Raw genomic sequence first — 26,928 nt, forward strand, 5'->3', positions numbered from 1 at the left:
AAACCCCACGGAAAGGGAAGTGGGCAGCCGGAGTGGTGGTCAAGCAAGCAGTAGCTATTATTCCATAATAGCTACTATAGGAAGCGTAGATCTGAGCATTTAGTGATAAGGACTGAGCGAATTTTGCTCCGTTTTTTTACTGTTATTTATCTTCTTTTCAGACGAGAAATTGATGTCCTATCCTCAAGATTATATCCATTTTTGTATGAATGGAATCTGCTTTAGCTCCTCTTTTGTTATAAATCTTAATAGAAACAGAAATAATACGTATATACCTGTTAGTAACAACAATAATGAAATAAATATGATAATGCCTGGATTTATATTTTCATAAATACTTTTTATAATTTGCCCTACTCCCCACGTCATTGCTAAGAGAGCAATCATTTTTACAATATCCTTCCATGGTATGCCAAAACCTATTGCTTTATATAATGAACCGAGATGTAAAAGTGTGATAAGCACGACACTTAGTGCGATTGCAATAGCTACACCCATAATACCGAAGCTGGGATTGGAAGCCAGAAAGAATAAAGCAATGAATTTACAAGCATTTCCGATAAAACTGTTCCACATGGCTGGTCTTGCTAAATCTAAAGCTTGTAGTGCTGCTTGTAAAGGAGCTTGTATATAAAGTAAAATAAAAAATGGCGCCATTAGTAGAACGAATCTGCTTGCATCCCCACTTCCGTACATATATGTTAAAATAGGAACAGAAAAAAGTGATAGTACAATGGTTGCAATTGCGCCTGAAGCAAATGATAAACGGATGGATTGATGGATACGATAATGGATTAGCGTATGATTATTTGTTGCCTCTGCCTCGGAAATCGATGGTACTAACGCAACTGACAGGGAATGCGTTATGAAGGTAGGGAGAAACAATAATGGAAGTACATAACCAGTTAATTCTCCATACTGTCTAGTAGCTAATGTACTTGATATTCCAGCGATCGCTAAGCTTTGCGCTACTAATATTGGTTCAAGAAAATTCGAGAAAGAAGCAATGAGTCGACTACCAGTACTAGGTAGTGCAATAGAAAATAACTCTTTTAATGTATTTTTACTAGAAGTTAAATACGTGAAAAATCGAGTACGGATTTTTATACGCTTTTTTAAATTAAACATTTTGACCATATAAAGCAAGGAAACAAATTCTCCAAGAATGATACTAAACATGGCACCTGCTGCTGCGTATTCTAATCCGTAAGGGAGAAGTAATTTTACAAATAAGGCAACACAAGCAATTCGAACAATTTGTTCAATCACTTGGGCATAGCTTTGTGGCTTCATGTTCTGTTTTCCTTGGAAATATCCTCTGAGAACTGAGGAAATGGCAATGATCGGTATAATAGGACTAATCGCTAATAATGGATAAAGTGTACGTTCATCTGTTAACAAAGTGGATGCTATAAAAGGCGTTGCTACAATCATTGCCGTGGTAAAAATAATGCTTGAAATCCCTGTTACAACGAGAGATACAATTAGAATTTTTTTAATTTTGGCGTGATCACCACGAGCTTCTGCTTCTGCAATTCTTTTTGATATTGCAACAGGCAATCCAAGCTGTGTAAGTGTAATGACAAGAAAAAAGGTTGGGAGAGCCATCATATAGAGACCAACGCCTTCTTCTCCCATAAGTCGTGCTACAACAATTCGATTAATAAAGCCTAGAAAACGAGTAATCATGCCAGCTAGTATCAAAATGAGCGTACCTTGTAAAAATGTTTGTTTGGTCATTCTGTCGACCTGCCTTCTCAAAAAATAAAATTTCATATACAATGATATATATGCTACTAAATGGGCCAAGCATGACAAGTTGCTCAATTTTTACTACTCCGAATAAGGAGGGATTGTTTTGGAAATTGTACAAACTGTATCAGAATGGAAAGCAATGGTTATACCAGCATTAGAGAGTAAGGCAAAGGAATTTCACTTAATGGGATATGAACGAGCATCGACAGAGGATGTTTGGGCTTGTCTTGTACAAAAAGTATGGAAGGGAGATCCAGAAAAGCGTATATATGAAGTAGTGCAGGATATTTTTCATTTAACAACTGCTACGTATATAAGTTATCTGACAATTTCTGCCTACCAGAGTGACGATTTAATGGCATCGATAGCAGCCGTCACAAATGACCCTAGCGAATAATGAGAAAATACATAAATTGTAACTCAATAAAGAATACACTTTACACGCAGTTTAATGATTCGATATCAGATAAAGGCGGACATTCTATGTTAAGAAGAACGTCTTGGTAACCTGCATGTTGCAGTATAGAAAAACAGACGTAATTTGTTTTCAGCCGATGACTGAAATAAATGATTCCTACCAAGAGGAAAATGAAGTAAGGGAAGCAGTTCTGTTTATAAGATGCGGGATAAAAGGGAGGACAATTATTAATGAAAAGTAGAGGCAGAATTGTTGCCTTTTTTCTAATCGTGCTTGTATTTGCAGGTTTGATTGGATCAACGGTTACAGGAATTACAAAGGATATTAAATTGGGATTAGATTTACAAGGTGGATTTGAGGTTCTATATGAGGTTGAACCGGTAGATAAAGATCAACAGGTTGATAGAAGGTTATTGGAATCGACCGTAGAGATGTTGAACGACCGTGTGAATCGATTAGGTATTAGTGAGGCTAGTATTGATATTGAGGGCGAGGATAGAATACGTGTTCAATTAGCTGGCGTAGAGGACCAGTCAGAAGCACGTGATCTTTTATCAACAACAGCACAATTATCGTTTCGCGATGTAAACGATAAGGAATTATTAGATGGAACAGATGTTAAAGAAGGATCAGCAAAACAGGATTTTGATCCTAATAGTAATCAACCGATTGTTTCATTACAGCTTAAGGATGCGAAAAAATTTGGTGATGTTACAAGTCAAATAAAGGATATGGAAAATCCGGATACGCCATATGATGATAACCTTCTTGTAATTTGGATGGATTATAAGGAAGGCGATTCATATGCAGCAGAGTATTCTAAAGAGGATCCTAAGTTTGTTTCCGCACCACGAGTAAGCAAAATATTAAATACGACCAATGTTATGATAAGTGGTAATTTTACCGTTGAATCTGCTAAACAGCTAGCAGATATTATAAATTCTGGTTCACTACCAGTACATATGTCAGAAATATATTCCACATCAGTCGGTGCGCAGTTTGGTGAACAAGCATTAGATAAAACTGTATTTGCAGGCTTTGTTGGTGTAGGAATAATATTTCTGTTTATGATTGCTGTTTATCGTTTTCCAGGTTTCATTGCAGTAATTAACCTAAGTATTTACATTTATTTAATTTTAGTAGTTTTTGAATTAATGCATGGTGTATTGACCTTACCAGGTATAGCTGCGCTCATACTCGGTGTGGGTATGGCTGTAGATGCCAACGTCATTACTTTCGAGCGGATTAAGGAAGAATTACGTGCTGGTAAGTCCATTATGGCCTCGTTTAAAGCCGGAACAAAGAATTCATTATCGACGATTTTGGATGCCAATATTACGACGTTATTAGCAGCTTCTGTATTATTTATCTTTGGGACAAGCTCTGTAAAAGGGTTTGCTACTATGTTAATTGTTAGCATTCTTGTTAGCTTTCTAACAGCAGTCTTTGGGACACGATTGTTACTTAGTCTTTGGGTAAAAACGAAACTTTTCAAAAATCGCCCAGGTTGGTTTGCGGTTAAAAGAGAAGATATTAAAGATATTGCTGTTAAAAACACAGAAGAACCGAAGATGTTTAACCGTCAAATTAATGTTGTGCAGCATCGTAAGAAATTCTTTATAATATCCATTTTTATGGTGGTTATCGGAATTGCTTCATTGTTCTTATTTAAACTAAATCCAGGAATTGATTTTACAAGTGGATCTAGAATCGAATTATTAGCGGAAGAAACAATTGCTAAAGAAGATGTTCAAACAGGCTTTGAAGAATTAGGAATAGAAGCAAAATCGATCGTATCTTCTGGTGAAAATGGAGAGATAGCAGTAGCGAGATTTGATAAAGTTCTTTCAGAGGATAAAATTGCCGAAATAAAGGATTATTATATCGATCAATATAATATTGAACCAAGTGTAAGTGTAGTATCACCGATTGTAGGTCAGGAGCTAGTCAAAAACGCTGCATATGCAGTAGCGATTGCTTCTGTAATTATGATCATCTATGTCACGATTCGCTTTGAATTCTTTTTTGCTATCACAGCAATCATTGCCTTGCTACACGATGCCTTCTTTACCGTGGCGATTTTTAGTATTACGCAAATAGAATTTGATGTAACCATAGTGGCTGCTATTTTAACAATTGTTGGTTATTCCATTAACGATACGATTGTTACTTTTGATAGAATTAGGGAAAATCTCCGTAAGAAGAAAAAAGTCAAGTCGTTCAAAGAGCTTGCTGTGATTGTGAACAGAAGCTTGGTGCAAACATTTGTCCGAAGTATTAATACTTCTATAACGACATTAATTGCGGTATTAGCATTTTTATTCCTTGGTGCTCAATCCATTGGTGGATTTGCCATTGCGCTTGCAGTAGGGTTAATAGCTGGAACGTATTCTTCACTATTCTTAGCTGCCCAATTATGGTTAGTGTGGCGCGGGAAAATGATTAAGAAAAAGCCTGTAGACTTTACGAAGAAAAAACGTGTTGAAGGACCTCAGGTATAACTATTGATAACCTCTGTTACGAACAGCGTAACAGAGGTTTTTTAATTGATGTTTTTTAAACCACAGGCTCTGCCTGTGTGAGAATTAAACTTGTAGAGTTGTAACAGAAAAATCTCCTTTATGTTTCTAATTGGGAGCTTCTGTTCGTAATATAAACTAGCATAAAGGGTGTTATATAAGGGAAATCTAAACGCATTCCATGTAGATAATCCATCATAGAATTGTTTCATCCTTGAAATAAATGGGAAACGGTTGTATAAAGGGAAATGATAGGAGGGATTAAATGAAGGGTCAAACATATGTGATTTTTGCTATTTTATTTACTATTATTGTTGCGGTTTTTGCAGTCACAAATGTGGAATCTGTTGAAGTTAATTATTTATTTTGGACTGGAGAATCGCCGCTTATTTTAATTATTTTGTTTTCTGTTTTAATGGGAGTTATTATTACAGCAGCTGCTGGTACATTAAAAATTTTTCGGTTGCAACGTGAAATGAAACAAATCAAAGCCAAAAATAAAGAATTAGTAAACAAACTTGAAGACGCTGGTGTCTCTACTAATATTGATTCAAAAGCGATGCAATCAAGCGGTGAGCAAGAAGATAGTAAAGGATAATGAAATATTGTATTTCTAGTTGCTACCCCTGACTTTATTTATGTATAATAGATTAGTCAGGGGTGAAAAAATGTTAAAAAGTAAAGCAAAATGGAATTTTACAAATATAGAGGATGATGCCATACATTGGATGGACAATTTACATCACTTATCCCCTGTTATTCAAGAGCTTTTACTACAAAGAGGAATAACAACCGAAGATGCTGCCTCTAAATTTCTTGCACCTGATTTATCCGATTTACATAATCCAGATGGACTCTTATCTATGGATAAGGCAACACGTCGTGTTCATCAAGCAATTGAACAACAAGATAAGATTCTAGTTTTTGGTGACTATGATGCTGATGGTGTCAGTTCAACGACAGTCCTATTAAAAGCGTTGCAGGAATTAGGAGCTACATGTGACTTTTATATTCCCAATCGTTTCACAGAGGGTTATGGACCGAATGAACAAGCATTTCGTCAGGCTTTTGAAGAAGGCTACCGATTAATTATAACAGTTGATACTGGCATTGCTGCGATTCATGAAGCAAAAATAGCAAAAGAACTTGGCATCGACTTGATCATTACAGACCATCATGAGATTCAAGAAGAACTGCCAGATTGCTATGCGATTATACATCCAAAGTGTTCACCTGATTATAAATTTCAAGAGTTAGCGGGAGTAGGGGTCGCGTTTAAGTTTGCAGAAAGCTTACTAGGCTATTTTCCAAACCATTTATTAGCTTTTGCGGCAATTGGTACCATTGCAGATCTAGTTCCATTGGTGAATGAAAATCGAATTCTTGCTTATTACGGGTTAAAAGCATTAACAGCTACGGATAACTATGGGTTGAAAGCATTAAAGGCTGTATGCAAAATAGAAGGCGAAGTAACTGAGGAAGATGTAGGTTTTTTAATAGGTCCTAGAATTAATGCTGTTGGGCGACTTCAGGACGCGGATATGGCTGTACATTTGCTAATGACAGAAAATAAACAACTAGCACAGGAAATGGCTGAGGAAATAAATGCTATTAACCAAGAAAGACAACAAATTGTCAGTCGTATTGTAAAAGAAGCAGAGCAAATGGTAGATAACACTGATAATCAAGGAGTTATCATTGTTGCTAAAGAAGGCTGGAATGAGGGTGTATTAGGTATTGTTGCATCCAAATTAGTTCGGAAATTTGATAGGCCAGCTATTGTTCTGGCTATAAAACCAGACAGTGGTGTAGCTAAGGGGTCTGCAAGAAGTATACCTGCGTTTGATTTGTTTCAAAATTGTATGACGATAAAGCAGTTGTTTTCCAGTTTTGGTGGTCATTCACAGGCTGCCGGAATGACCATTCAGCTTGACCAGCTTTCTGCAGTACAATCTGCATTAGATGAACTAATACAGAGTAAGTTAACGGAAGAAGATTTTAAGCAAGTCATTCATGTAAGTCAGACCATTACGATTCCAGAAATTTCAGAAGAGCTGATTCATGAAATTAATCAATTAGCTCCTTTTGGTATGGATAATCCAAAACCTGTTTTTCATATTAAAAATCTTCCTACTCAAGCAAGGCAAATTGGTAGTATGAAAAATCATCTAAAGCTACAATTTAAGGAAGAGAATACAGTATTAGACGGTATTGGCTTTGGCATGGGAGAACTTTATGATTATTTAACACCTCATACTGAAATAAATGTAGTAGGAGAGTTAGGTATAAATGAGTGGAATGGAGTTCGTAAACCTCAAATGATGATTCAAGATTTAAGCATAGCGGAATGGCAATTGTTTGATCATCGAGGTAAAAGAAATGTCAATAAGTTAAATTTTATGGAATTTGAAGATGATTTTCTTATCGTACGTAATGGTAATCAGCAATCATTCGATGATGCTATTCCACAAATAACCTATCAATGTAATTTAGAGCAACTGCAAGAAGTAGAGACGTTGTTTATTTATGATTTACCAAATGAACTTACTGCGTTAAAACAGTTAATTCAAATGACAAAGCCTACTAATATTCATGTGTGTTATTATGTGGAGGATAGTACGTATTTGCGAGCATTTCCAACAAGAGAAGAATTTAAATGGCTCTATGCACTTCTCATGAAACAGAGGGAAATCGATTTAAAACAAGCAATTTCAGGTATCATGCAATCTAGAGGTTGGAATAAAGATAAAGTTTTGTTTATGCTAAATGTGTTCCATGAATTGGAATTTGCCTTAATTGATAATGGTATGCTGAGGCTACAAGCAAAGCCATTAAAACAAGACTTACAATCTTCAATGATTTATCAAGATCGATTACAGCAGGCTGAGATTGAGAAGATACTTTATTATTCTAGTTATGAGGAATTGAGAAAGTGGTTTACGGAAGAATGTATGGATTATTTGGGACGTCCCAAGGAGGAACTTAGTTATGGATTATAAAAAGCATGTAAAAATTGTAGAAGATTGGCCAAAGGAAGGAATAAAATTCAAAGATATAACGCCTTTGATGGCAGATGGTGATGCTTTTCGTTCAGCAGTTGATGAGATCGTTGAATATGCAAAAGAAAAAGAAATAGATATAGTAGTTGGTCCAGAAGCAAGAGGATTTATTATTGGCTGCCCTGTTTCTTATGCACTCGGGGTAGGATTTGCACCAGTTAGAAAGGAAGGTAAGCTTCCTCGCGAAGTTGTGAAGGTGAACTACGGTTTAGAATATGGATCTAATATTTTAACCATCCACAAGGATGCTATAAAACCTGGACAGCGTGTGTTGATTACAGATGATTTACTTGCTACAGGTGGCACAATTGAAGCGACAATTAAGCTAGTTGAAGAACTAGGTGGAATTGTAGTAGGTTGTGCTTTCATTATTGAATTAAGCTATTTAGATGGATTAGAGAAATTGCAAGGTTATGACGTCCTGACACTTATGAGTTATTAAGCAGGAGATAGGTCTGACGATGATATAGATCGTTAGGCCTATTTATGTATTAATACATACTTATTTTAGACGGAATTACATATATAAAACTTTACAAATTTTAACGATGGACACATACAAAGGAAAAGCATATAATTGATATATTTAATAATAATATCAATTTAAGGTATAATTTGAAACTTGAGACAGCGAATAAAGGTGATTTGAATGGCAAAAAGCGATATTATGACAATTGATGACATTTTGGAAATGGCTGGTCAGTATTTAACATCAGGAGATACTGATTTTATTCGCCGGGCATATGAATTTGCTGAACAGGCGCATGCCGATCAGTTTCGGAAATCTGGTGAGCCTTATATTATCCATCCAGTTCAAGTGGCAGGGATATTAACGGAACTTGAAATGGATCCAGAAACAATTGCCGGAGGCTTTCTTCATGATGTAGTAGAGGATACGGATGTCACTCTTGAAGCAATTGAAGAAGCATTTAATCATGAGGTCGCTATGCTAGTAGACGGGGTAACTAAATTAGGTAAAATTAAATATAAATCAAAGGAAGCTCTACAAGCAGAGAATCATCGAAAAATGTTTGTAGCAATGGCGAAAGATATTCGAGTCATATTAATAAAATTAGCAGATCGATTGCATAATATGCGAACATTAAAGCACTTACCTCCAGAAAAACAACGAAGGATATCCAATGAAACGTTAGAAATCTTTGCACCATTGGCACATCGACTTGGGATTTCAACTATTAAATGGGAGCTTGAGGATACTGCCTTACGTTATCTAAATCCACAGCAATATTATCGAATTGTACAGCTGATGAAGCAAAAAAGGGATCAGCGAGAATCCTATATTGAAGAAGTGATGGATGAAGTTTCCAATCAACTTAAGGATATGAATATTGATGCAGAATTGTCAGGAAGACCAAAGCATCTATATAGTATTTATCGCAAAATGGTAAAGCAGAATAAGCAATTTAATGAAATATATGACCTACTTGCAGTACGTATTCTTGTTAATAGCATTAAAGATTGCTATGCAGTGTTAGGGATTATTCATACATGCTGGAAGCCAATGCCTGGAAGATTTAAGGATTATATCGCAATGCCAAAGCCCAACCTATATCAATCCCTTCATACAACCGTTATTGGTCCGAAAGGCGACCCTCTTGAAGTGCAAATCCGTACGAAAGAAATGCATGAAATTGCTGAATATGGAATAGCTGCACATTGGGCTTATAAGGAAGGAAAACGAGTTAATAACGACAAAAAATCATTTGAAGAGAAGCTAACGTGGTTTAGAGAAATTTTAGATTGGCAAAATGATACACATGATGCAGAAGAATTTATGGAATCTTTGAAGGTTGATTTATTTTCGGATATGGTATATGTCTTTACACCAAAAGGGGATGTCATTGAACTACCGTCAGGATCCATTCCATTAGATTTTGCCTATAAAATTCACACAGAAATAGGTAATAAAACTATTGGTGCAAAAGTAAATGGGAAGATGGAGCCGCTTGATTATAAACTGAAAAACGGTGACATTATTGAAGTGATGACTTCGAAGCATTCTTATGGTCCGTCGCAGGATTGGTTAAAGATCACACAGACATCGCAAGCTAAAAATAAAATAAAGCAGTTCTTCAAAAAGCAACGTAGAGAAGAAAATATTATAAAAGGAAAAGAAGCGGTTGACAAAGAAATCCGTAACCTATCGATCGAGCCAAAGGATGTTTTGACACAGGATAACCTGCAGCGTATTTATGAAAAGTTTAATTTTTCTAGTGAAGACGATATGTATGCGGCTGTTGGTTATCAAGGGATAACGGCTGCATTAATTGCTACAAGATTAACCGATAAAATAAGGCAATCCAAAGAAAAAGAGCAAAACCTAGCTCAAACTATTGAAGAAGTAAAATCAGAGGTAAAACAATCTAAAGCTCATAAAAGAGATTCTGGTGTTAAGGTAGAAGGAATAGATAACCTTTTGGTTCGATTATCCAAATGCTGTAATCCTGTACCAGGAGACAATATTATTGGCTATATTACCAAAGGTAGAGGCGTTTCTGTGCATCGCACGGATTGTCCAAATGTGCAAACAGAGGAAGCGAAGCAGCGGTTTCTTCATGTTGAATGGGAAAATGATCGTACAGATCAAAAGCAATACCATGTAGATCTTGAAATCTCTGGCTATGATAGACGTGGACTAGTAAATGAAGTATTACAAGCGGTAAACGAAACAAAAACAAATATAACCTATGTAAACGGCAGATCGGATCGCAATAAAATGGCTGTTGTTCAAATCACAATCCTTATTCATAATACGGGGCATCTCCGAAAAATAGTTGAACGTATAAAGCAAATTACTGATGTTTATACAGTAACACGAACGTTACAGTAGACGCTGAACATTCACGAAATAAAATCGCAAAAGGGGTATCAAAAGTGAAAGCAGTCATCCAACGCGCAAAGCAAGCAAGTGTAGCTGTAAACGATGAAATTATTGGAGAAATAGACTTTGGTTTTGTCGTATTACTAGGTATAACGCATGGAGATACGATAGATGATGCGGCTTACTTAGTAAACAAAATTATAAATTTGCGCATTTTTGAAGATGATCATCAAAAAATGAATGTATCTTTAAAAGATGTCGGTGGAAGTATACTATCGATCTCTCAGTTCACCTTATATGGCGATACTCGAAAGGGTAGACGACCAAATTTTATGAATGCAGCAAAACCGAGTGAGGCATCGAAACTCTACCATCAATTCAATGAATTAATTCAACAAGAAGGTATTCAAGTGGAGACAGGCAAATTTGGAGAAATGATGGATGTGCAATTCACGAATTCTGGCCCAGTTACATTAATTATAGACAGTAAAGATAAGTAATCGGAAATGGTTGTATTATTTCAGGCTGTCGAGAAACTTTTTCTCGGCAGTTATTTTTATAGTCTAGGACATTAAAAGATTTAGCCCATATGGATAAATACGGGCGTGTTGAGCCACGTCTAGTGTCCAGAAACTAGGCGACTTCACGAATTGCCCTACGATGAATCATTATCGGCTCGCAAGCTCACCTTTATCTCCGTTGACTCGCTTGCGCTTTTGTTCTATGGGATATTAGCTTTGTTCAAGCTTCAAAGAATGTAAAAGCGTCCTAAAACAGTTTTACAAAGTTTATACATCATATCCATAAAAGAAGGAGCAGGAAAACAAGCAGCCATGTCAGTAGCTTGTCCGGACGAAAAGAAGGTTATCTCCTATACTTGCCTGTCTAAGCTATGCGAAAGAGCGTTATGGCATGCTATTGTGTTATCCTTACAAGAGGTTCAGTCAAGGAAAAACTTGTAGTTTTTATCGTGTATATAACTGGCAGTAAGTTCCCCACTTCAAGCAATAAAGTGAAATCAATCTTAGTAAGTAGGAAATCGACTGCCAGTCTAGTTGGCTTAAGGGACTCTAGGTCATACCCTTGTGGTACTAACAATCCATGAAGGATAAACAAACTCGGATTGAAGTTTCACTTTGTTAGCTGATTGCGATAGCTATTTACTTGCAAAATATTTTGCGAGACCATTAACTATTCCTGATACCAACTCTTTTTGATATATAGTTGTTCGGAGTGAGGATTCTTGTTCAGGGTTGGAAATAAACCCAAGCTCTACTAGAACAGATGCTTGTAAATTCTGCCGAAGCACTAAGAAGTCACCATGGGTTGTTCCTCGGTCTTTCGAGTCTGTAGCTTTTATCAACTCTGATTGGATAGAAGCTGCTAATTGATTATTTGCTTCCTGGTAGTAATATGACTCAATTCCGGTAACCTCGGGCAATTCAGGCACACTGTTATAGTGAATGCTTATAAATACATCTGTCTTCACCATATTGCTAAAGCTGACTCTACTACCTAATGATACGAACTCATCACGTGGTCTTGTTATTCTTACATCAGAACCAAGTATGGTTAGCTCTTGTGCTAATTCTTGTGCTGTTAAAAAAGCAATATCTTTCTCAAAGATATTTGATGAACCAATAGCCCCAACATCTCTACCTCCGTGTCCAGCATCAATCACAATCGTTTTATTCTTGAACGTACTTGAAGAGGGTACTTCTACTTTGTCAATAAGTGGTTTATATACATATCCATGAATGTTCTTGTTCTGTATTTCATACCATTGTCCTTCTACAGAAATAACTTGAAAGGAGCTACCTTTTTCAGCAAAATATGCAATCTTATACTCTGTTGAAGGTCCGTTACGAATTTGTGTATGGTCATTGGGGATCGTTATGGATTCTGGGGGTGTATCAACTGTAGACTGCTCATTATTCTCTATAATGCTTAAATATGTCTCGATAATCCAGCCTGTGTCATTCTCTAATTGAACTTGAATCCATTCTCCTTGTCGCTGTATAATGGAAAAAGTATCATTGGTTCCGGCTTGTCCAATCGTTTGATAATTGGTTCCCGGACCATTTCGAATGTTAACATTATCGCCTTTGATGATAGCTGTGTCAGCATAGCTAACCATTGGAGTTAAAAATAACCAAATCATGATGGAACAAACCGTTATACGAACTTTACGTAAATACATAACAACCTCCTTGTTATGTTTTACTTTAGTATAATAAAAACACTCTTTCTAGGCAAAGCTAATGGTAATGGATAGGAGGAGTGTAGATGATGCGATCGGCAGATAAACAATGGCATTCACATCACCAAAATGAAGTGTTCGGTGTGAATCTCCATAAGTTTATGGAGATGGAAGGGCATGCAAATCACATGGAAATTGCTCAGGAATTAGGCATTTCTTTAGGAGAAGTAAAAATGTTAAAGAAAAAAATAACTCGTGCTTGACAGAAGTAGTTGGAAAGATTAATATAATATACATTCATGATTACGAATTCGATAGTTAAAAAATATGCCGATGAGGGAAAAAGTAATTGAAACCCAATTGGATAGAGAGAAAATGCCTTAGGCTGAAAGCATTTTTACAGTTGGTCCAATGAAAGACATTCCTGAGGTTTTATATCGAAATAATAGTAGATATAAACGTTTTGCAGGCGTTAACTGTGTAAAGCGGATGTATGTAATACATCAACTAGGGTGGCAACGCGGGTAAACTCTCGTCCCTTATTTTATTATAAGGGTCGGGAGTTTTTATATTTTAAAGAGGACTTGTATATACATAGTCATCACAAAGCAAAAATTAAAAGCAGGGGGTTTTGGTATGAGTTATAAAGCACCTAGGGGAACAGCTGATGTTCTACCACAGGATGCAAGTAAATGGCAGTTTATCGAACGAAAAATAAAAGAGGTATGTAATAGATACCACTTTCATGAAATACGGACACCCTTGTTTGAACATACAGAAGTATTTCAACGTGGTGTTGGTGATTCAACAGATATTGTGCAAAAAGAAATGTATACATTCGAAGACCGTGGTGGTAGAAGTATAACACTTCGTCCTGAAGGAACTGCCTCTGTTGTTCGTTCATTTGTTGAAAATAAGCTGTTTGGTTCAGCTAACCAACCAGTAAAATTGTATTATTTTGCGCAAATGTTTCGTTATGAACGACCACAAAAAGGCCGCATGCGCCAATTACATCAATTCGGAGTGGAAGTACTTGGAAGTGCTGATCCTGCAATTGATGCAGAAGTTATCGATTTGGCTATGAGTTGTTATAGAGAAATGGGATTGAAATCATTAAAGTTAGTAATCAACTCTTTAGGTGATAAAGAAAGTCGAACTGCTCATCGTCAAGCATTAATTGATCACTTTACTCCACATAAAGAGGAGCTATGTGGCGATTGTCAATTACGATTAGAAAAGAATCCATTACGTGTATTGGATTGTAAGAAAGATCGCGAGCACCCATCTATGAAAACAGCTCCATCAATCTTAGAATATTTGAATGATGAATCAACAGATTATTTTAATCAAGTGAAAGAATATTTAACGCTAATGGGTATTGAATTTGAAGTGGATAAAAATATGGTCCGTGGTCTTGATTATTATAATCACACGACATTTGAAATTATGAGTGAAGCGGAGGGATTTGGCGCTATTACTACGTTGGCTGGTGGCGGCAGATATCATGGTCTGGTTGAAGAGCTAGGTGGACCTGCAACACCTGGTATTGGTTTTGGAATGGGACTTGAACGCCTATTAATGGCTCTTGAAGTAGAAGAAAAAGAAATACCTGTAGATGATACATTGGATTGCTATCTAGTTGCAGTTGGAGAAAAACCTGAAAAAGAAGCTGTACGTATTATGCACAATCTTCGTAAGCAAGGTATTCAAGTAGATAAGGATTATCAAGGGAAGAAAATGAAAGGGCAATTTAAGGCGGCTGATCGTTATCAAGCAAAATATGTATTAATTTTGGGAGAGGATGAGCTCCAACAACAGCATATCGCTGTTCGCGAAATGCGCACAGGTAATCAAGAGAATGTTCCACTGGCAGAGTTGGAAGATGTTATAAAGGAAAAGCTTTGAGGAGGAAATAGTAATGAGTGAACATCAACGTATAATGGCAGGAACGCTTGGAGAAGCAAATGTCGGTGAAACGGTATTATTAAAGGGATGGGTGCAAAAGCGTCGTGACTTAGGCGGTTTAATCTTTGTTGATCTTCGTGATAAATCAGGTATTGTACAAATTGTATTTAACCCTGATCATTCGGCGGCAGCTATGGAAATTGCCGAAACAATTCGAAGTGAATATGTGGTAGAGGTAAAAGGGAAAGTAGTAAAACGGGACGTTTCAACGGTTAATCCGTTAATGACTACTGGTACCATTGAAATAATTGTTGCAGAAATTTCCATTTTAAATAAGGCAAAAACACCGCCTTTTACGATCCAGGATGAGACTGATGTTGCAGAGGATCTGCGCTTAAAATACCGTTACATTGATTTAAGACGCAAACCTCTGCAGGAAACATTTAAACTTCGTCATCAAACAACACAAGCGGTACGTAACTTCCTTAACCAACGTGATTTTTTGGAAATGGAAACACCTATTCTGACAAAAAGTACACCAGAAGGTGCTAGGGATTATTTAGTACCAAGTCGTGTTCATGATGGGGAATTTTATGCATTACCTCAATCACCTCAGTTATTTAAACAGCTCATTATGATGGGCGGATTTGAGAGGTATTACCAAATTGCTCGTTGCTTCCGAGATGAGGATTTACGAGCTGATCGACAGCCTGAATTTACTCAGATTGATATTGAAACATCGTTTCTATCAAGCGATGAAATTATGCAGATGACTGAGGAAATGATGAAATATGTGATGAAGGAAGTAAAAGGTATAGATATCTCCTTACCGCTACCAAGAATGGCGTATGATGAAGCAATGTCTCGATATGGTTCAGATAAGCCAGACACAAGATTTGGTATGGAATTAATTCATGTATCAGAGGTGCTTAAAGATTCAACCTTTAAGGTTTTCCAAAGTGCCATTGAATCTGGAGGTAGCGTTGCTTTATTAAATGTAAAAGAGCAGGCCGCAAATTATTCAAGAAAAGATATTGATAAACTAACAGATTTTGTTAAGGTGTATGGAGCAAAAGGACTTGCATGGCTAAAAGTGGAAGGCGCGGATGTCAAAGGTCCGATTGCTAAATTTATTTCGGAAGATGAAAAAGCGGAGTTATTAGCAAATGCAAGTGCAGAAGACGGCGATTTACTGTTGTTTGTAGCTGATAAAAGCAATGTAGTTCATGACAGCTTAGGTGCACTTCGATTGAAGTTAGGGAAGGAACTAAAATTAATTGATGAATCAGCATTTCATTTTCTTTGGGTAACAGATTGGCCGCTATTAGAATATGATGAGGAGTTAGAAAGATATTTTGCAGCACATCATCCGTTTACTTCTCCAGCAGAGGCTGATATAGATAAATTAAAATCTGACCCAGCTAGTGTTCGAGCAAATGCATATGATCTTGTTCTCAACGGCTTTGAATTAGGTGGAGGTTCGATTAGGATTCATAAAACAGACCTACAGAAGGAAATGTTTGATGTATTAGGTTTTTCTGAAGAAGAAGCAAAAGAACAATTTGGATTTTTATTTGAAGCACTTGAATATGGAACTCCTCCCCATGGCGGTGTTGCATTAGGGCTAGACCGAATTGTTATGCTATTAGCAGGAAGAACGAATCTTAGAGATACGATTTTGTTTCCAAAGACTGCATCTGCTTCCGATTTGTTAACAAATGCACCAAGTGAAGTAGAAAAAGTACAGTTAGATGAATTATCTATCCAGTTAAACCGTAAAGATAAGTAATTGAAAGCTATCTCATTATTGCTTTTTGAAGAATACACGTGTTAAAATAATATCAAAGCTTATGCAAGGTTCGATGAATAATAGTATTTAACGCAATCCTGATGTGTGCGTCCATGAAAAGTGTTTTGACCGAACAACTGTATACTTGGGAGTTCGAAGTAGTTCCTATGTTGCGTACGTGCCTTGAATTAGGAAGTACAATAAATATAGGACAGAGCACCCACCTGCCGTGAGCGGGATCAAAGCTTCATACTGGACGGCACGATCGGGATTGTGTAAAAAACCCTAAATTGCAAAAAGGATTACCTCCTTTGGCAATTTAGGGTTTTTTGCTAGCAAGATAGACGGAATCTGTTAATTTGATCCTTGTGCTAATTGCTGCAAGTTTCCGTTTTTATCCATGCGAAATGCCGGTGCAGGCATGGAACCTTGATCATCCAAAACGGTCATTTTACGTGCTCTTTCCATAATTTGAATAAATGCTTGATAGTCCTCTTGAATAGTAGACAACTGTGTTTTAGTTTGTTCTAATTCTTTATTCAATGTATCTACTTGTTCTCTTAATTTTTTATTCTCGTTTTCCACTTGCTCAAGATTTGCTTTTGATTGGTTGGAAGAAATTGTTTGTTTTTTAACGTCCTTTAAATAGCGTATTACCATATCCATTGTCATCGATGAATCAGCTTGTACAGCTGGGACGTCGTTTTGCTGTGTATCTTCCTCTTGTACGTGATTCTGAGGTAAAGAAACTACAGGCTTTCTGATTGTTTGGCCGCTTTTAGCCATGGCACGCTTCTTCTCTTTACGTTGACGCTTTGCCAGATCAATAGCATTCACATATTTCATCCGAATCTCAGCATTCCAGCGAAAGCCGCATGCTGCTGATGTACGGTTCAATTTATCACCGACTTCTTCAAAAGCATTTAATTGGGTGCTCCCCTCTCTGATATGGCGTAATACGGTTTCAGCCAATAATAAATCATCTTCATGTGACCATGCGTCTTGTCTTACCTTTACCATTATGTTCAACTCCTTTAGTAATAACAGCTTCAATAAATAATAGATTTAGCTTTACATTCATTGTTACCGCAGGAGGTTTATCTTATACGTCAAATCTTTTTATCTTGTTGTATTTTTTCATAAACTTGTTTCATAGCCTGTTCAAATTTACCTGTCGCTTTTGGATGATAATACTGTTTATTTTTTATAGAATTAGGTAAGTACTGCTGATCAATCCACCCATTATCATAATTATGGGGGTATTTGTATTCATTGCCCCTGCCTAATGACTTCGCACCTTGATAATGTGAATCTTTTAGATGTAACGGAATATCACCGCTCTTACCCTGGCGAATATCTGCCAAAGCTGCATCAAGTGCTTTATATGCGGTATTGGATTTAGGGGACAAACACAATTCTACAATAGCTACTGCAAGTGGTATTCTTGCCTCAGGAAAGCCTAATCGCTCTGCGGCCTGTACGGCATAAATTGCTCGAGGACCAGCTTGTGGGTTTGCAAGCCCAATATCTTCATACGCTGTTACGATCATTCGTCGAGCAATACTATCTAGATCACCAGCCTCAATTAATCTACCTAAATAGTGAAGGGCAGCATCAACGTCACTACCACGAATTGACTTTTGAAAAGCAGAAAGTACATCGTAATGAGCGTCTCCATCCTTATCATGTGAAAAGCTCTTTTTTTGCATACACTCTTCAGCGGTATCTAAAGCAATAGCAATCTCATGCTGTTCGTTTTCAGGGGTTGATGAAACTGCTAGTTCCAGTCCATTCAGTGCAGCGCGCATATCACCGTTTGCACTTCTAGCGAAATGCTCGAGTGCATCATCAGAAAGCTTTACTTGCTGCTTACCCAGCCCGTTTTCTTGATCTGCTATTGCTCGATTGATCGCTTGTTTCACATGCTCTGTTGTTAAGGGCTGCAATTCGAATAAATGACACCGGCTACGAATAGCGGGATTAATGGAATGATAAGGATTACTAGTGGTACAACCAATCAGAATGATAAGATTGCTCTCTAAATGAGGCAGCAGAAAATCTTGTTTTCCTTTATCTAAACGATGAACTTCATCGAGTATGAGCACAACCTGACCTAACATTTTAGCTTCTTCGACAACGATCTCCATATCTTTCTTTTTATCTGTCACTGCATTCAGTGATTTAACCGTCTTTCCTAAACTTTTTGCTAGAGCAAATGCCATGGACGTCTTACCAGTTCCCGGTGGCCCGAATAAAATCATCGATGCTAATCGCTCAGCAGTTACCATACGTCGAATGATTTTACCTTCCCCAACTAAGTGCTCTTGTCCAATAATCTCGTCAATATGTCCGGGTCTCATACGAAATGCAAGTGGTTTTAATTTCATTTATACCTTCCTTTATAATATAATAAAACATTGTTTCAAGAAGATTGTTCATAAAGAGATATGCGAGGTAGCATGATTAAAATAGAAGTAATGCTACGATATAATGATTACATACACTACCATACAATTCAATTCGATAACATGCATGAAGAATGCGTTCCATGCTATAATATCATGTATTAGTATTAATGGAACGTAATTTAAATTGAGGTGTAATAAATGAAGATTTCTACAAAGGGAAGATATGGATTAACAATTATGATTCATTTAGCTAAGCAGCATGGAAAAGGACCGACTTCTTTAAAACAAATAGCTAAAGAGAATAACTTATCGGAACATTATTTAGAGCAGCTTGCTAGCCCACTACGTAATGCAGGGTTAATAAAAAGTATTCGTGGTGCTTATGGTGGTTATATATTAGCGAAAGAACCAATTGATATAAAAGCTGGTGACATTATTCGGGTATTAGAAGGCCCTATTACACCTGTAGAGGGAATAGAGGATGAAGAACCTGCCAAGCAGGCGCTTTGGCTACGAATTCGTGATGCTGTTAAGGATGTCTTAGATACCACGACTTTAAAGGATTTATCCGAACATAATAATGAACAGCCGCAAGAAGCATATATGTTCTATATTTAATGCAAGCAGGAAGGAAAGATAAACATGGAACAAATTTATTTAGATCATGCAGCAACAACGCCGATTCATCAAGATGTCTTGGATACCATGTATAACGTAGAAAAAGAAGTGTTTGGTAATCCATCAAGTGTTCATTCATTTGGTAGGAAAGCAAGGCACCTGCTTGATGAAGCAAGACTCGTAATGGCTAGAAGTATACAAGCTAAGGAAAGAGAAATTGTTTTTACAAGTGGGGGAACGGAAGCTGATAATCTTGCATTAATAGGTGCTGCTTTAGGTAATCGAGATAAAGGTAACCATATTATTACGACAGTACAAGAGCATCATGCTGTCCTGCATACCATTGAGAAATTAGAAGCAGAGGGTTTTAGCGTGACCTATTTACCTGTTGATCAAGATGGTTTGGTTTCTACAGAAGATGTACGACGTGCACTAACGGATGAAACTATTTTAGTTTCGATAATGTTTGTAAATAATGAAACTGGGGTTATTCAGCCGATCCAAGAGATTGGACAATTGCTACACGAACACCAGGCTTATTTTCATACGGATGCTGTCCAGGCTTATGGACTAATCGATATTGACGTAAATTTGCTAGGCATTGATCTGCTGACAGTATCTTCACATAAAATAAATGGACCTAAAGGGATAGGTTTTTTATATGTTCAAGAGAATGTACAGCTTCAGTCTTTACAATTTGGCGGTGAGCAAGAAAGAAAACGTCGGGCTGGGACAGAAAATATTGCTGGCATAGTTGGATTTCAAAAAGCCGTTGAGCTTGCTATGGAAAATAAAGTTGAACGTAATGAATTGTATAGCTCCTATAAAAATCTGTTTCTTCGCCTGTTAGAAGAAAATGGTGTTGAGTTTCAAGTAAATGGGGATGTTAAGTCCACGATTGCATCGATTGTTAATATTAGCTTTCCAGGTACAAAAGTAGAAGCGCTTTTGACGAATTTTGATTTAGAAGGCATAGCTGCTTCAAGTGGTAGTGCTTGTACAGCGGGATCTGTAGAGCCTTCTCATGTATTAACAGCGATGTTTGGTAAAGAACATGAATGTACAACAAACTCAATTCGGTTTAGCTTTGGAATTTTCAATACAGAGGAAAATGTAGAGCAAGCTGCATTACGTGTTGCAAAAATTGTGAAGCGATTAGCTCGTTAAAAAGGATGGATAAATCATGAAAAGTAATAAGGACACAAGAGTTGTAGTTGGAATGAGTGGAGGCGTTGATTCTTCCGTTGCTGCTCTATTATTAAAACAACAAGGATATGATGTAGTCGGAATCTTTATGAAAAACTGGGATGATACAGATGAATTTGGTGTTTGTACGGCGACAGAAGATTTTGATGATGTTGTACGTGTCTGTAATCAATTGGAAATTCCTTATTATGCGGTTAATTTCGAAAAGCAATATTGGGATAAGGTATTTACGTATTTTCTAGATGAATATAAAGCAGGAAGAACACCAAATCCAGACGTAATGTGTAATAAAGAGATTAAATTTAAAGCATTCTTAGAGCATGCCATGTCTCTAGGTGCAGATTATTTAGCAACAGGGCATTATGCACAAGTCCGATCTCAAAATGATAGATACGAAATGCTTCGTGGAGTGGATGACAATAAGGATCAAACCTATTTTTTAAATCAATTAACCGAAGATATTTTGGGGAAAGTGATGTTTCCACTTGGGCATCTACCAAAATCAGAAGTTAGAAAAATAGCTAAAGAGCATGGATTAGCAACTGCTGAAAAGAAAGATAGCACAGGAATTTGCTTTATTGGAGAACGAAACTTCAAAACGTTTCTAAGTGAATATTTACCTGCACAGCCAGGACAAATGCAAACGTTAGAAGGGGAAGTGAAAGGAAAACATGATGGTCTTATGTATTACACAATCGGTCAACGGCAAGGACTGGGAATCGGTGGAGCTGGAGACCCGTGGTTTGTCGTAGGTAAAAATCTAGAAGATAACGTCCTTTATGTGGAGCAAGGCTATGCAAATGACAAGCTATATTCAGATGCTCTTATTGCATCAGATGTGAATTGGATTCATGCGGATAAAGTGGAGGAGAGTTTTACTTGTACAGCTAAATTCCGCTACCGTCAACAAGATAGTGAAGTAAAGGTAACCATTTTGGATGATGACCATGTCAGGGTTGACTTTATGGAAAGCCAACGGGCTATTACCCCAGGTCAAGCTGTCGTATTTTACAATGGAGATGTTTGCCTTGGTGGAGGAACAATTGATGAGATTAGAAAAGCGGACCATAGATTAGATTATGTTGGTTAATAAGGAGTTTTACTATGGATAAGAACAAACAAGCAATAGCGCACATGCAGGAGAATAAATTCGAAGAGGCTGCTGCATTGTTTACAGAAGTAATCGAAGAAAATCCAAACGACCCAGTTGGTTACATCAACTTTGGGAACTTGCTATTTCATGTCAATGATCTTCCTAGAGCACAGCGCTTTTTTGAGAAAGCGATCGAGTTGGATGAGCACGCAGCAACAGCTTACTATGGATTAGGTAATCTATTTTATGAGCAAGCACTCTACCCTAAAGCACAAGAAAACTTTCAGAAAGCTGTAGAGCTGGGCTTAGAGGAAGCAGACGTTTATTTTTTACTAGGAATGACTTTTCAACACCAGGAGCATTATAAATTAGCTCTTCCGTATTTATTACGAGCTACAGAGCTAGACCCAGAAGATGCTGATAGCTTGTTTCAATATGGATTAACGTTGGCACAGAGCGATCATTTAAAAGATGCAGAAGAAATCTTTCGAAAAGTATTAACAATAGAGACTAATCACAGTGATGCTAATTACAACCTAGGTGTTATTGCCCTATTTGAAGATCGGTTAGAGCAGGCATTAGCGTTCTTTGAAGAAGCGTTACGCATTCAACCTGAGCATGTCTTAGCTGCAAATGGCAAGGAAAAAACAGAGGGATTGTTGAAGAAGTAAGAAAATAGTGGAGTGTTTGAGATGGAACGAGACAAATATGCAGTGGAGGATCAAGGGTATATCAAAGGGGAACTTGTTTATACTATTTTTCACAATCAAGCTGAGCAGTTTTCGATTGCAAAAATTAAAGTACTGGAAACGAATGAAGCATTTAAAGAGAAAGATATTGTCATAAAAGGATATTTTTCAAATCTGCAAGAGGAAACTAGCTACTATTTTTATGGAACGTTTGAAAAGCATCCTCGTTTCGGCACTCAATATAACGTAACTTCTTATCAGACGTTTATTCCTAATTCGAAGGATGGGCTTGTTGCTTATCTTTCGAGTGATCTCTTTTACGGTGTAGGCAAGAAAACGGCGGAGAAGATCGTTGATCAACTTGGTGAAAACGCAATTACAAAGATTATAAACGATCCTAAGGCTCTAGCTAATGTAGCAGGATTAAAGCAAGCAACAGCAGAATCTTTGCGGACTGCGCTTCAAGAGAATCAAGGATTTGAACATGTTGCTGTCTATTTAGCTAATTATCATATTGGTCTGAAAATGGCACAAAAAATATATCAGAATTATAAGGATGAAGCTATCCATTTGATTGAGGAGGATCCTTATCAGTTTGTATTTGATATTGAGGGATTTGGGTTTCGGACAGCGGATGAAATAGCAAACCAAATGGGACTTTCTACGTCGCATCCGAATCGAATTGGAGCAGGGTGTATTTATGTGTTACAACGATCTGTTCAAGATGGCCATGTGTTTTTGCCTATGGATAAGTGTATAAATTTGGTAATGGAGCTGCTAGCAACAATAGACCTTTCTGAAGTTATTATTACAGAACGCTTAACAGAATTGAATCGTGATAAAACGATTATTATTCAGGATGGTCATGTCTATCTACCTTCTTTGTATTATGCAGAAGATGGATTTAGTACACATATTAAAAGAATTCTAACAAAGCCAATTGAACATCAAACCCCGATGGCTGAATTAATGAAGATAATCGGTGACATCGAGGAGTCCGAAGTTCTATCGTACGGAAAAGAGCAATTCACTGCGATTAATCAGTCGATTCATTCAAAACTCATGATCTTAACAGGTGGTCCTGGTACGGGAAAGACTACTGTAGTGAAAGGAATATTAAATGCGTACGCTACGATTCATCAATTATCCCTAAACCCGAAAGATTATGATAATGAGCATGAATTCCCGTTTATTTTAACTGCTCCTACTGGAAGAGCAGCGAAACGATTAACAGAATCTGCCGGCCTTCCTGCACAAACCATTCATCGATTACTAGGTTGGGATGGTAATAGTGGTTTTGATAAAAATGAACATGAACCATTAGCTGGTAGATTTTTAATTATTGATGAATTTTCAATGGTCGATAGTTGGTTAGCTAATCATCTATTTAAGGCTATTCCTGATGATATGCAAGTATTAATTGTTGGAGATGAGGATCAGTTACCATCTGTAGGACCTGGTCAGGTGTTATCAGATTTACTTGGAAGTGATTGCATACCGTTTGTACGTCTTACAGAAGTTTATCGTCAAAAAGAAGGTTCGAGAATTATTCAAATTGCTCATGAGATTAAAAATGACGCTCCAGTTCAATTACAAAATGATCAAGACTTTAGCTTTATTCCTTGTAATGAGCTGCAAATGGTGGATGTGATTACGAAAATATTTACAAAAGCTATGGATAAGGGGTTTGATGTTCGAGATGTACAAGTGTTAGCTCCTATGTATCGATCGGAAGCTGGTATCACGAAAATAAATCAAGCTTTACAGCAAATCATCAATCCGAAGACAGAGCAAAAAAGAGAAGTGAAAACACAGGATGCTGTGTATCGTAAGGGTGATAAGGTTATTCAGCTGGTAAATCAACCTGAAGACGGTGTTTATAATGGAGATATAGGTGAAGTAGTTGCGATTTTTCGAGAAGAAGAAAATACTGAAAATGTGGAGCAGCTTGTTATTGCTTATGATGATAAAGAAGTCGTCTATGAGCCGAAGGATTACCGAAATATCATGCATGCTTACTGTATTTCTATACATAAATCACAAGGTAGTGAATTTCCAATTGTCATATTACCTGTAGTCAGAACCTATCATCGGATGCTAAAAAAGAACCTTCTTTATACTGCAATTACGAGAAGCAAACAATCATTAATTATTTGTGGAGAACAGCAGGCGTTTGTAAAAGGAGTAACAACAGTTGATACAAATCAGCGCTATACCAGCCTAAAGGAGAGTCTTATCGCTAAATTAGACAGCAAAGTGATTGAACCTGAAGTGGAGGATGAGGACCAGCTTTCACCATACGATTTCATGTGACAAAACGTATATTTTTGGTTAATTTGGGTTAGCATGAGAGTAAGATTTGAGACAGAAGGAGCTCTATAGATAATGCGATGCCCAAATTGCCGTGGTAAGGATATTGGAAAGATAGGCACACAACAGTTTTATTGCTGGAATTGCTTTATTGAAATGTCAGTAATCAATGATAAATTAACTGTCCATCAGGTTGAGGCAGATGGATCGTTAAGTTCACTTAACGATCTATTCAGTGAAGACGAAAGAACGATCTATGAAAATCCTTAACTATGCTGATAATTACTTCAGTAGGATGAAGTGTCATCATGTTTAAAAACAATAAGCGTTTGAACTTCCTTTACTGGTTATTGATTGGCATTTTTCTATTCCTTTTCATTTTCTTACTGATAAAACTGTTTCCATTTTACAAAACAGTTTTTTTATTTCTATGGCATCTCTTAGCTCCATTTCTTATTTCCTGTCTTATAGCGTATTTATTATATCCAGTGGTAAATAAACTCCATAGCTATAATATTCCAAGGGGAATAGCTGTTTTACTCATCTATTTGTTATTTTTTGGAGGTACCGCATATTTAATCTATCGTGTCTACCCGATGATCGTCACGCAAGTTAGAGAGCTTAATGAACAACTGCCTCAATTCATTAATATGTATGAAAAACTGATATACCAAATGTACGAATATACATCATTTTTACCAGAAACCGTTCATGATAAATTTGATCACTTAATCGCGAAGGTAGAAAATGGCTTGGATCGATTACTCGCAAGACTTGTAAACGGATTTACAAAAGTATTCGATTTTATTATTTTTATTACGGTTATTCCTGTATTAGTGTTTTACTTTTTAAAGGATTATGACAAAATTAAGGCTTATTTTAAGCGGTTTATACCAAAGAAATATCGTAGTCAATCAAGTAAAATGGTCCATGCTATTGATGAAACGTTAGGTGATTACATTCGTGGTCAATTACTCGTCTGCCTATTTGTAAGCCTAACCTCACTTATTATTTTTAAGCTACTTGGAATGGATTTTGCTTTGCTACTTGCTATTCTTATGGGGATTACAAATCTAATCCCATATTTTGGCCCAATTATTGGAGCAGCACCTGCTGTAGCGATTGCCCTTACAGTCTCAGGGAAATTAGTTATATTTGTAATAGTAGCTGTATTTATTATTCAATTAATTGAGAGTAACCTATTGTCCCCATACATTGTTGGAAAAAGTATTAATATACACCCAATAGCAATCATCTTTGCTTTATTACTGGGTGGACAGCTTTTTGGAATTGTTGGCATGATTATAGCTGTACCAACGATGACGATTGCAAAAGTAATTATTAAGCATGTCATTCACTGGAGACAATTTCGTAGCAAGGAGCAAGAGGGGTAATTTGGAGTAGTATTTTAACCTGCATATAACTGAAGTCCCCCACTTCAAGAAACAAAGTGAAACCAATATGGGTAAGTGGGGATCGACTGCCAGTAAATGTCCGATTGGTTTGACTAACAATCAGTGGGAGAAAAACCAAATCCCTACTTATTGAATTTTCACTTTATAAGCAGGGATTCCTAAAAAACGTATCATTTTTAGTTTAGCAAGCTAGAAATGGTACGTTTTGTTGTGGGTAAAAAAGAGAAATTATATCGAAAACATTATCGAAATGCAACTCGTACTGCTAAATGGAAAAAACGATTATAAATACCTAGTATAAAAATGAGATAACTTATTTGCTTCATTTAATAGGTTAAAAGTACGAGGAAAATATTTAGAATTCAAGATGTTTAATGATTTCATGAAATAAGTAACAAAAATGCTAACTTTAGAACCGTTTTGTATATAGACACAAAATTGACATGATCAAACAAAGTATGAAAAGATTGAATAAAGTCCCAGATAAAGAATAGGTCTAAGAATGCTGGAGTCAAAGCGTAAAGCAATTATTTTATTTCTTATCGCACTAGTATTAGCAGTAGTATCTGGTCTTTAAAATGAAATTTCGAATCTGGCAAGTCTGGGTTATCAAAAGTTAATACAAATGAATCAATTTCATAATTGCTGTTTTTAAAAATGCATAGAGTTGTTCCTTGATGATTTTCAAGTTTTTTTAATAAA

Annotated in this window: 22 protein-coding genes, 1 other RNA gene and 1 other annotated feature; of the genes, 19 read left to right on the forward strand and 4 right to left on the reverse strand. The window is 36.7% G+C overall.

The features are described from left to right. Positions 1–189: 189 nt before the first annotated feature. Entirely contained in the window at positions 190–1,740 is a 1,551-nt protein-coding gene (gene spoVB / locus Q1A47_RS12610; RefSeq protein ID WP_026681258.1) for a stage V sporulation protein B, read from the reverse strand. A 118-nt stretch (positions 1,741–1,858) separates the two neighbouring features. Between spoVB and Q1A47_RS12615 the strand changes: the two genes are divergently transcribed. From Q1A47_RS12615 to dtd, 8 genes are all read left to right on the forward strand, one after another. Continuing rightward, the gene (locus Q1A47_RS12615) at positions 1,859–2,152 is read left to right on the forward strand and encodes a post-transcriptional regulator (protein ID WP_034678989.1); all 294 of its coding nucleotides are present in this window, start codon (positions 1,859–1,861) and stop codon (positions 2,150–2,152) included. A gap of 115 nt (positions 2,153–2,267) precedes the next feature. Continuing rightward, a complete protein-coding gene (locus Q1A47_RS12620; RefSeq protein ID WP_299632321.1) occupies positions 2,268–2,414 on the forward strand; it encodes a hypothetical protein in 147 nt (48 codons plus the stop codon). Next, a complete protein-coding gene (secDF, locus tag Q1A47_RS12625) occupies positions 2,404–4,674 on the forward strand; it encodes a protein translocase subunit SecDF (RefSeq protein WP_121605370.1) in 2,271 nt (756 codons plus the stop codon). Before Q1A47_RS12620 ends, secDF begins: the two co-directional genes overlap by 11 nt. A 283-nt stretch (positions 4,675–4,957) precedes the next feature. Continuing rightward, positions 4,958–5,290, forward strand: coding sequence for a lipopolysaccharide assembly LapA domain-containing protein (locus Q1A47_RS12630; protein ID WP_026681256.1), 333 nt, complete (start codon positions 4,958–4,960; stop codon positions 5,288–5,290). 70 nt (positions 5,291–5,360) lie between these two features. Beyond that, entirely contained in the window at positions 5,361–7,691 is a 2,331-nt protein-coding gene (gene recJ, locus Q1A47_RS12635; protein WP_026681255.1) for a single-stranded-DNA-specific exonuclease RecJ, read from the forward strand. Next, positions 7,681–8,193 (forward strand): adenine phosphoribosyltransferase, encoded by a 513-nt coding sequence (locus Q1A47_RS12640; RefSeq protein ID WP_026681254.1) that lies wholly within the window; start codon positions 7,681–7,683, stop codon positions 8,191–8,193. Before recJ ends, Q1A47_RS12640 begins: the two co-directional genes overlap by 11 nt. 207 nt (positions 8,194–8,400) lie before the next feature. Continuing rightward, on the forward strand, positions 8,401–10,602 hold the full coding sequence (locus Q1A47_RS12645; RefSeq protein WP_166530767.1) for a bifunctional (p)ppGpp synthetase/guanosine-3',5'-bis(diphosphate) 3'-pyrophosphohydrolase: 2,202 nt from the start codon (positions 8,401–8,403) through the stop codon (positions 10,600–10,602). A 44-nt stretch (positions 10,603–10,646) separates the two neighbouring features. Beyond that, a complete protein-coding gene (gene dtd / locus Q1A47_RS12650; RefSeq protein ID WP_026681252.1) occupies positions 10,647–11,093 on the forward strand; it encodes a D-aminoacyl-tRNA deacylase in 447 nt (148 codons plus the stop codon). 656 nt (positions 11,094–11,749) lie between these two features. Here dtd and Q1A47_RS12655 read toward each other — a convergent pair. Continuing rightward, positions 11,750–12,793, reverse strand: coding sequence for an N-acetylmuramoyl-L-alanine amidase (locus Q1A47_RS12655; protein WP_026681251.1), 1,044 nt, complete (start codon positions 12,791–12,793; stop codon positions 11,750–11,752). An 86-nt stretch (positions 12,794–12,879) separates the two neighbouring features. Here Q1A47_RS12655 and Q1A47_RS12660 point away from each other — a divergent pair, with 86 nt between their 5' ends. The 4 genes from Q1A47_RS12660 to ssrS all read left to right on the forward strand — a co-directional run bounded on the left by Q1A47_RS12660 (position 12,880) and on the right by ssrS (position 16,763). Further along, positions 12,880–13,056 (forward strand): hypothetical protein, encoded by a 177-nt coding sequence (locus Q1A47_RS12660; protein WP_162986289.1) that lies wholly within the window; start codon positions 12,880–12,882, stop codon positions 13,054–13,056. Positions 13,057–13,117: 61 nt separating this feature from the next. Next, positions 13,118–13,336, forward strand: a binding site (T-box leader). A gap of 93 nt (positions 13,337–13,429) precedes the next feature. Further along, positions 13,430–14,698, forward strand: coding sequence for a histidine--tRNA ligase (gene hisS / locus Q1A47_RS12665; RefSeq protein ID WP_026681250.1), 1,269 nt, complete (start codon positions 13,430–13,432; stop codon positions 14,696–14,698). A 13-nt stretch (positions 14,699–14,711) separates the two neighbouring features. Beyond that, a complete protein-coding gene (aspS, locus tag Q1A47_RS12670) occupies positions 14,712–16,487 on the forward strand; it encodes an aspartate--tRNA ligase (RefSeq protein WP_026681249.1) in 1,776 nt (591 codons plus the stop codon). Positions 16,488–16,579: 92 nt separating this feature from the next. Continuing rightward, a non-coding RNA gene (gene ssrS, locus Q1A47_RS12675) (6S RNA) lies at positions 16,580–16,763 on the forward strand. Positions 16,764–16,841: 78 nt separating this feature from the next. Here the strand turns inward: ssrS and Q1A47_RS12680 are convergent. Together Q1A47_RS12680 and Q1A47_RS12685 are read right to left on the reverse strand one after the other, a co-directional pair. Then, positions 16,842–17,507 (reverse strand): RsfA family transcriptional regulator, encoded by a 666-nt coding sequence (locus Q1A47_RS12680; RefSeq protein ID WP_026681248.1) that lies wholly within the window; start codon positions 17,505–17,507, stop codon positions 16,842–16,844. 89 nt (positions 17,508–17,596) lie between these two features. After that, positions 17,597–18,874, reverse strand: a complete 1,278-nt coding sequence (locus tag Q1A47_RS12685; protein ID WP_121605365.1) for a replication-associated recombination protein A — start codon at positions 18,872–18,874, stop codon at positions 17,597–17,599. A 219-nt stretch (positions 18,875–19,093) separates the two neighbouring features. Between Q1A47_RS12685 and Q1A47_RS12690 the strand changes: the two genes are divergently transcribed. The 7 genes from Q1A47_RS12690 to Q1A47_RS12720 all read left to right on the forward strand — a co-directional run bounded on the left by Q1A47_RS12690 (position 19,094) and on the right by Q1A47_RS12720 (position 26,205). Continuing rightward, positions 19,094–19,513, forward strand: coding sequence for a cysteine metabolism transcriptional regulator CymR (locus Q1A47_RS12690; protein ID WP_026681246.1), 420 nt, complete (start codon positions 19,094–19,096; stop codon positions 19,511–19,513). A gap of 24 nt (positions 19,514–19,537) precedes the next feature. Then, a complete protein-coding gene (locus Q1A47_RS12695; protein ID WP_026681245.1) occupies positions 19,538–20,680 on the forward strand; it encodes a cysteine desulfurase family protein in 1,143 nt (380 codons plus the stop codon). Positions 20,681–20,696: 16 nt separating this feature from the next. Continuing rightward, positions 20,697–21,809 (forward strand): tRNA 2-thiouridine(34) synthase MnmA, encoded by a 1,113-nt coding sequence (gene mnmA / locus Q1A47_RS12700; protein ID WP_026681244.1) that lies wholly within the window; start codon positions 20,697–20,699, stop codon positions 21,807–21,809. A 14-nt stretch (positions 21,810–21,823) separates the two neighbouring features. Then, positions 21,824–22,483 carry a lipopolysaccharide assembly protein LapB gene (locus Q1A47_RS12705; protein WP_026681243.1) on the forward strand — a complete coding sequence of 220 codons (660 nt, stop codon included), beginning with the start codon at positions 21,824–21,826 and terminating at the stop codon, positions 22,481–22,483. Positions 22,484–22,504: 21 nt separating this feature from the next. Continuing rightward, positions 22,505–24,814, forward strand: coding sequence for an ATP-dependent RecD-like DNA helicase (locus Q1A47_RS12710; RefSeq protein WP_026681242.1), 2,310 nt, complete (start codon positions 22,505–22,507; stop codon positions 24,812–24,814). Positions 24,815–24,883: 69 nt separating this feature from the next. Continuing rightward, positions 24,884–25,081, forward strand: a complete 198-nt coding sequence (locus Q1A47_RS12715) for a hypothetical protein (RefSeq protein WP_026681241.1) — start codon at positions 24,884–24,886, stop codon at positions 25,079–25,081. Positions 25,082–25,119: 38 nt separating this feature from the next. Further along, positions 25,120–26,205, forward strand: a complete 1,086-nt coding sequence (locus tag Q1A47_RS12720; RefSeq protein WP_166530768.1) for an AI-2E family transporter — start codon at positions 25,120–25,122, stop codon at positions 26,203–26,205. Positions 26,206–26,928 lie beyond the last annotated feature (723 nt).

This window comes from uncultured Virgibacillus sp. (genome assembly GCF_947495635.1).
GTDB classification, from domain to species: Bacteria; Bacillota; Bacilli; order Bacillales; family Amphibacillaceae; genus Virgibacillus; species Virgibacillus salarius.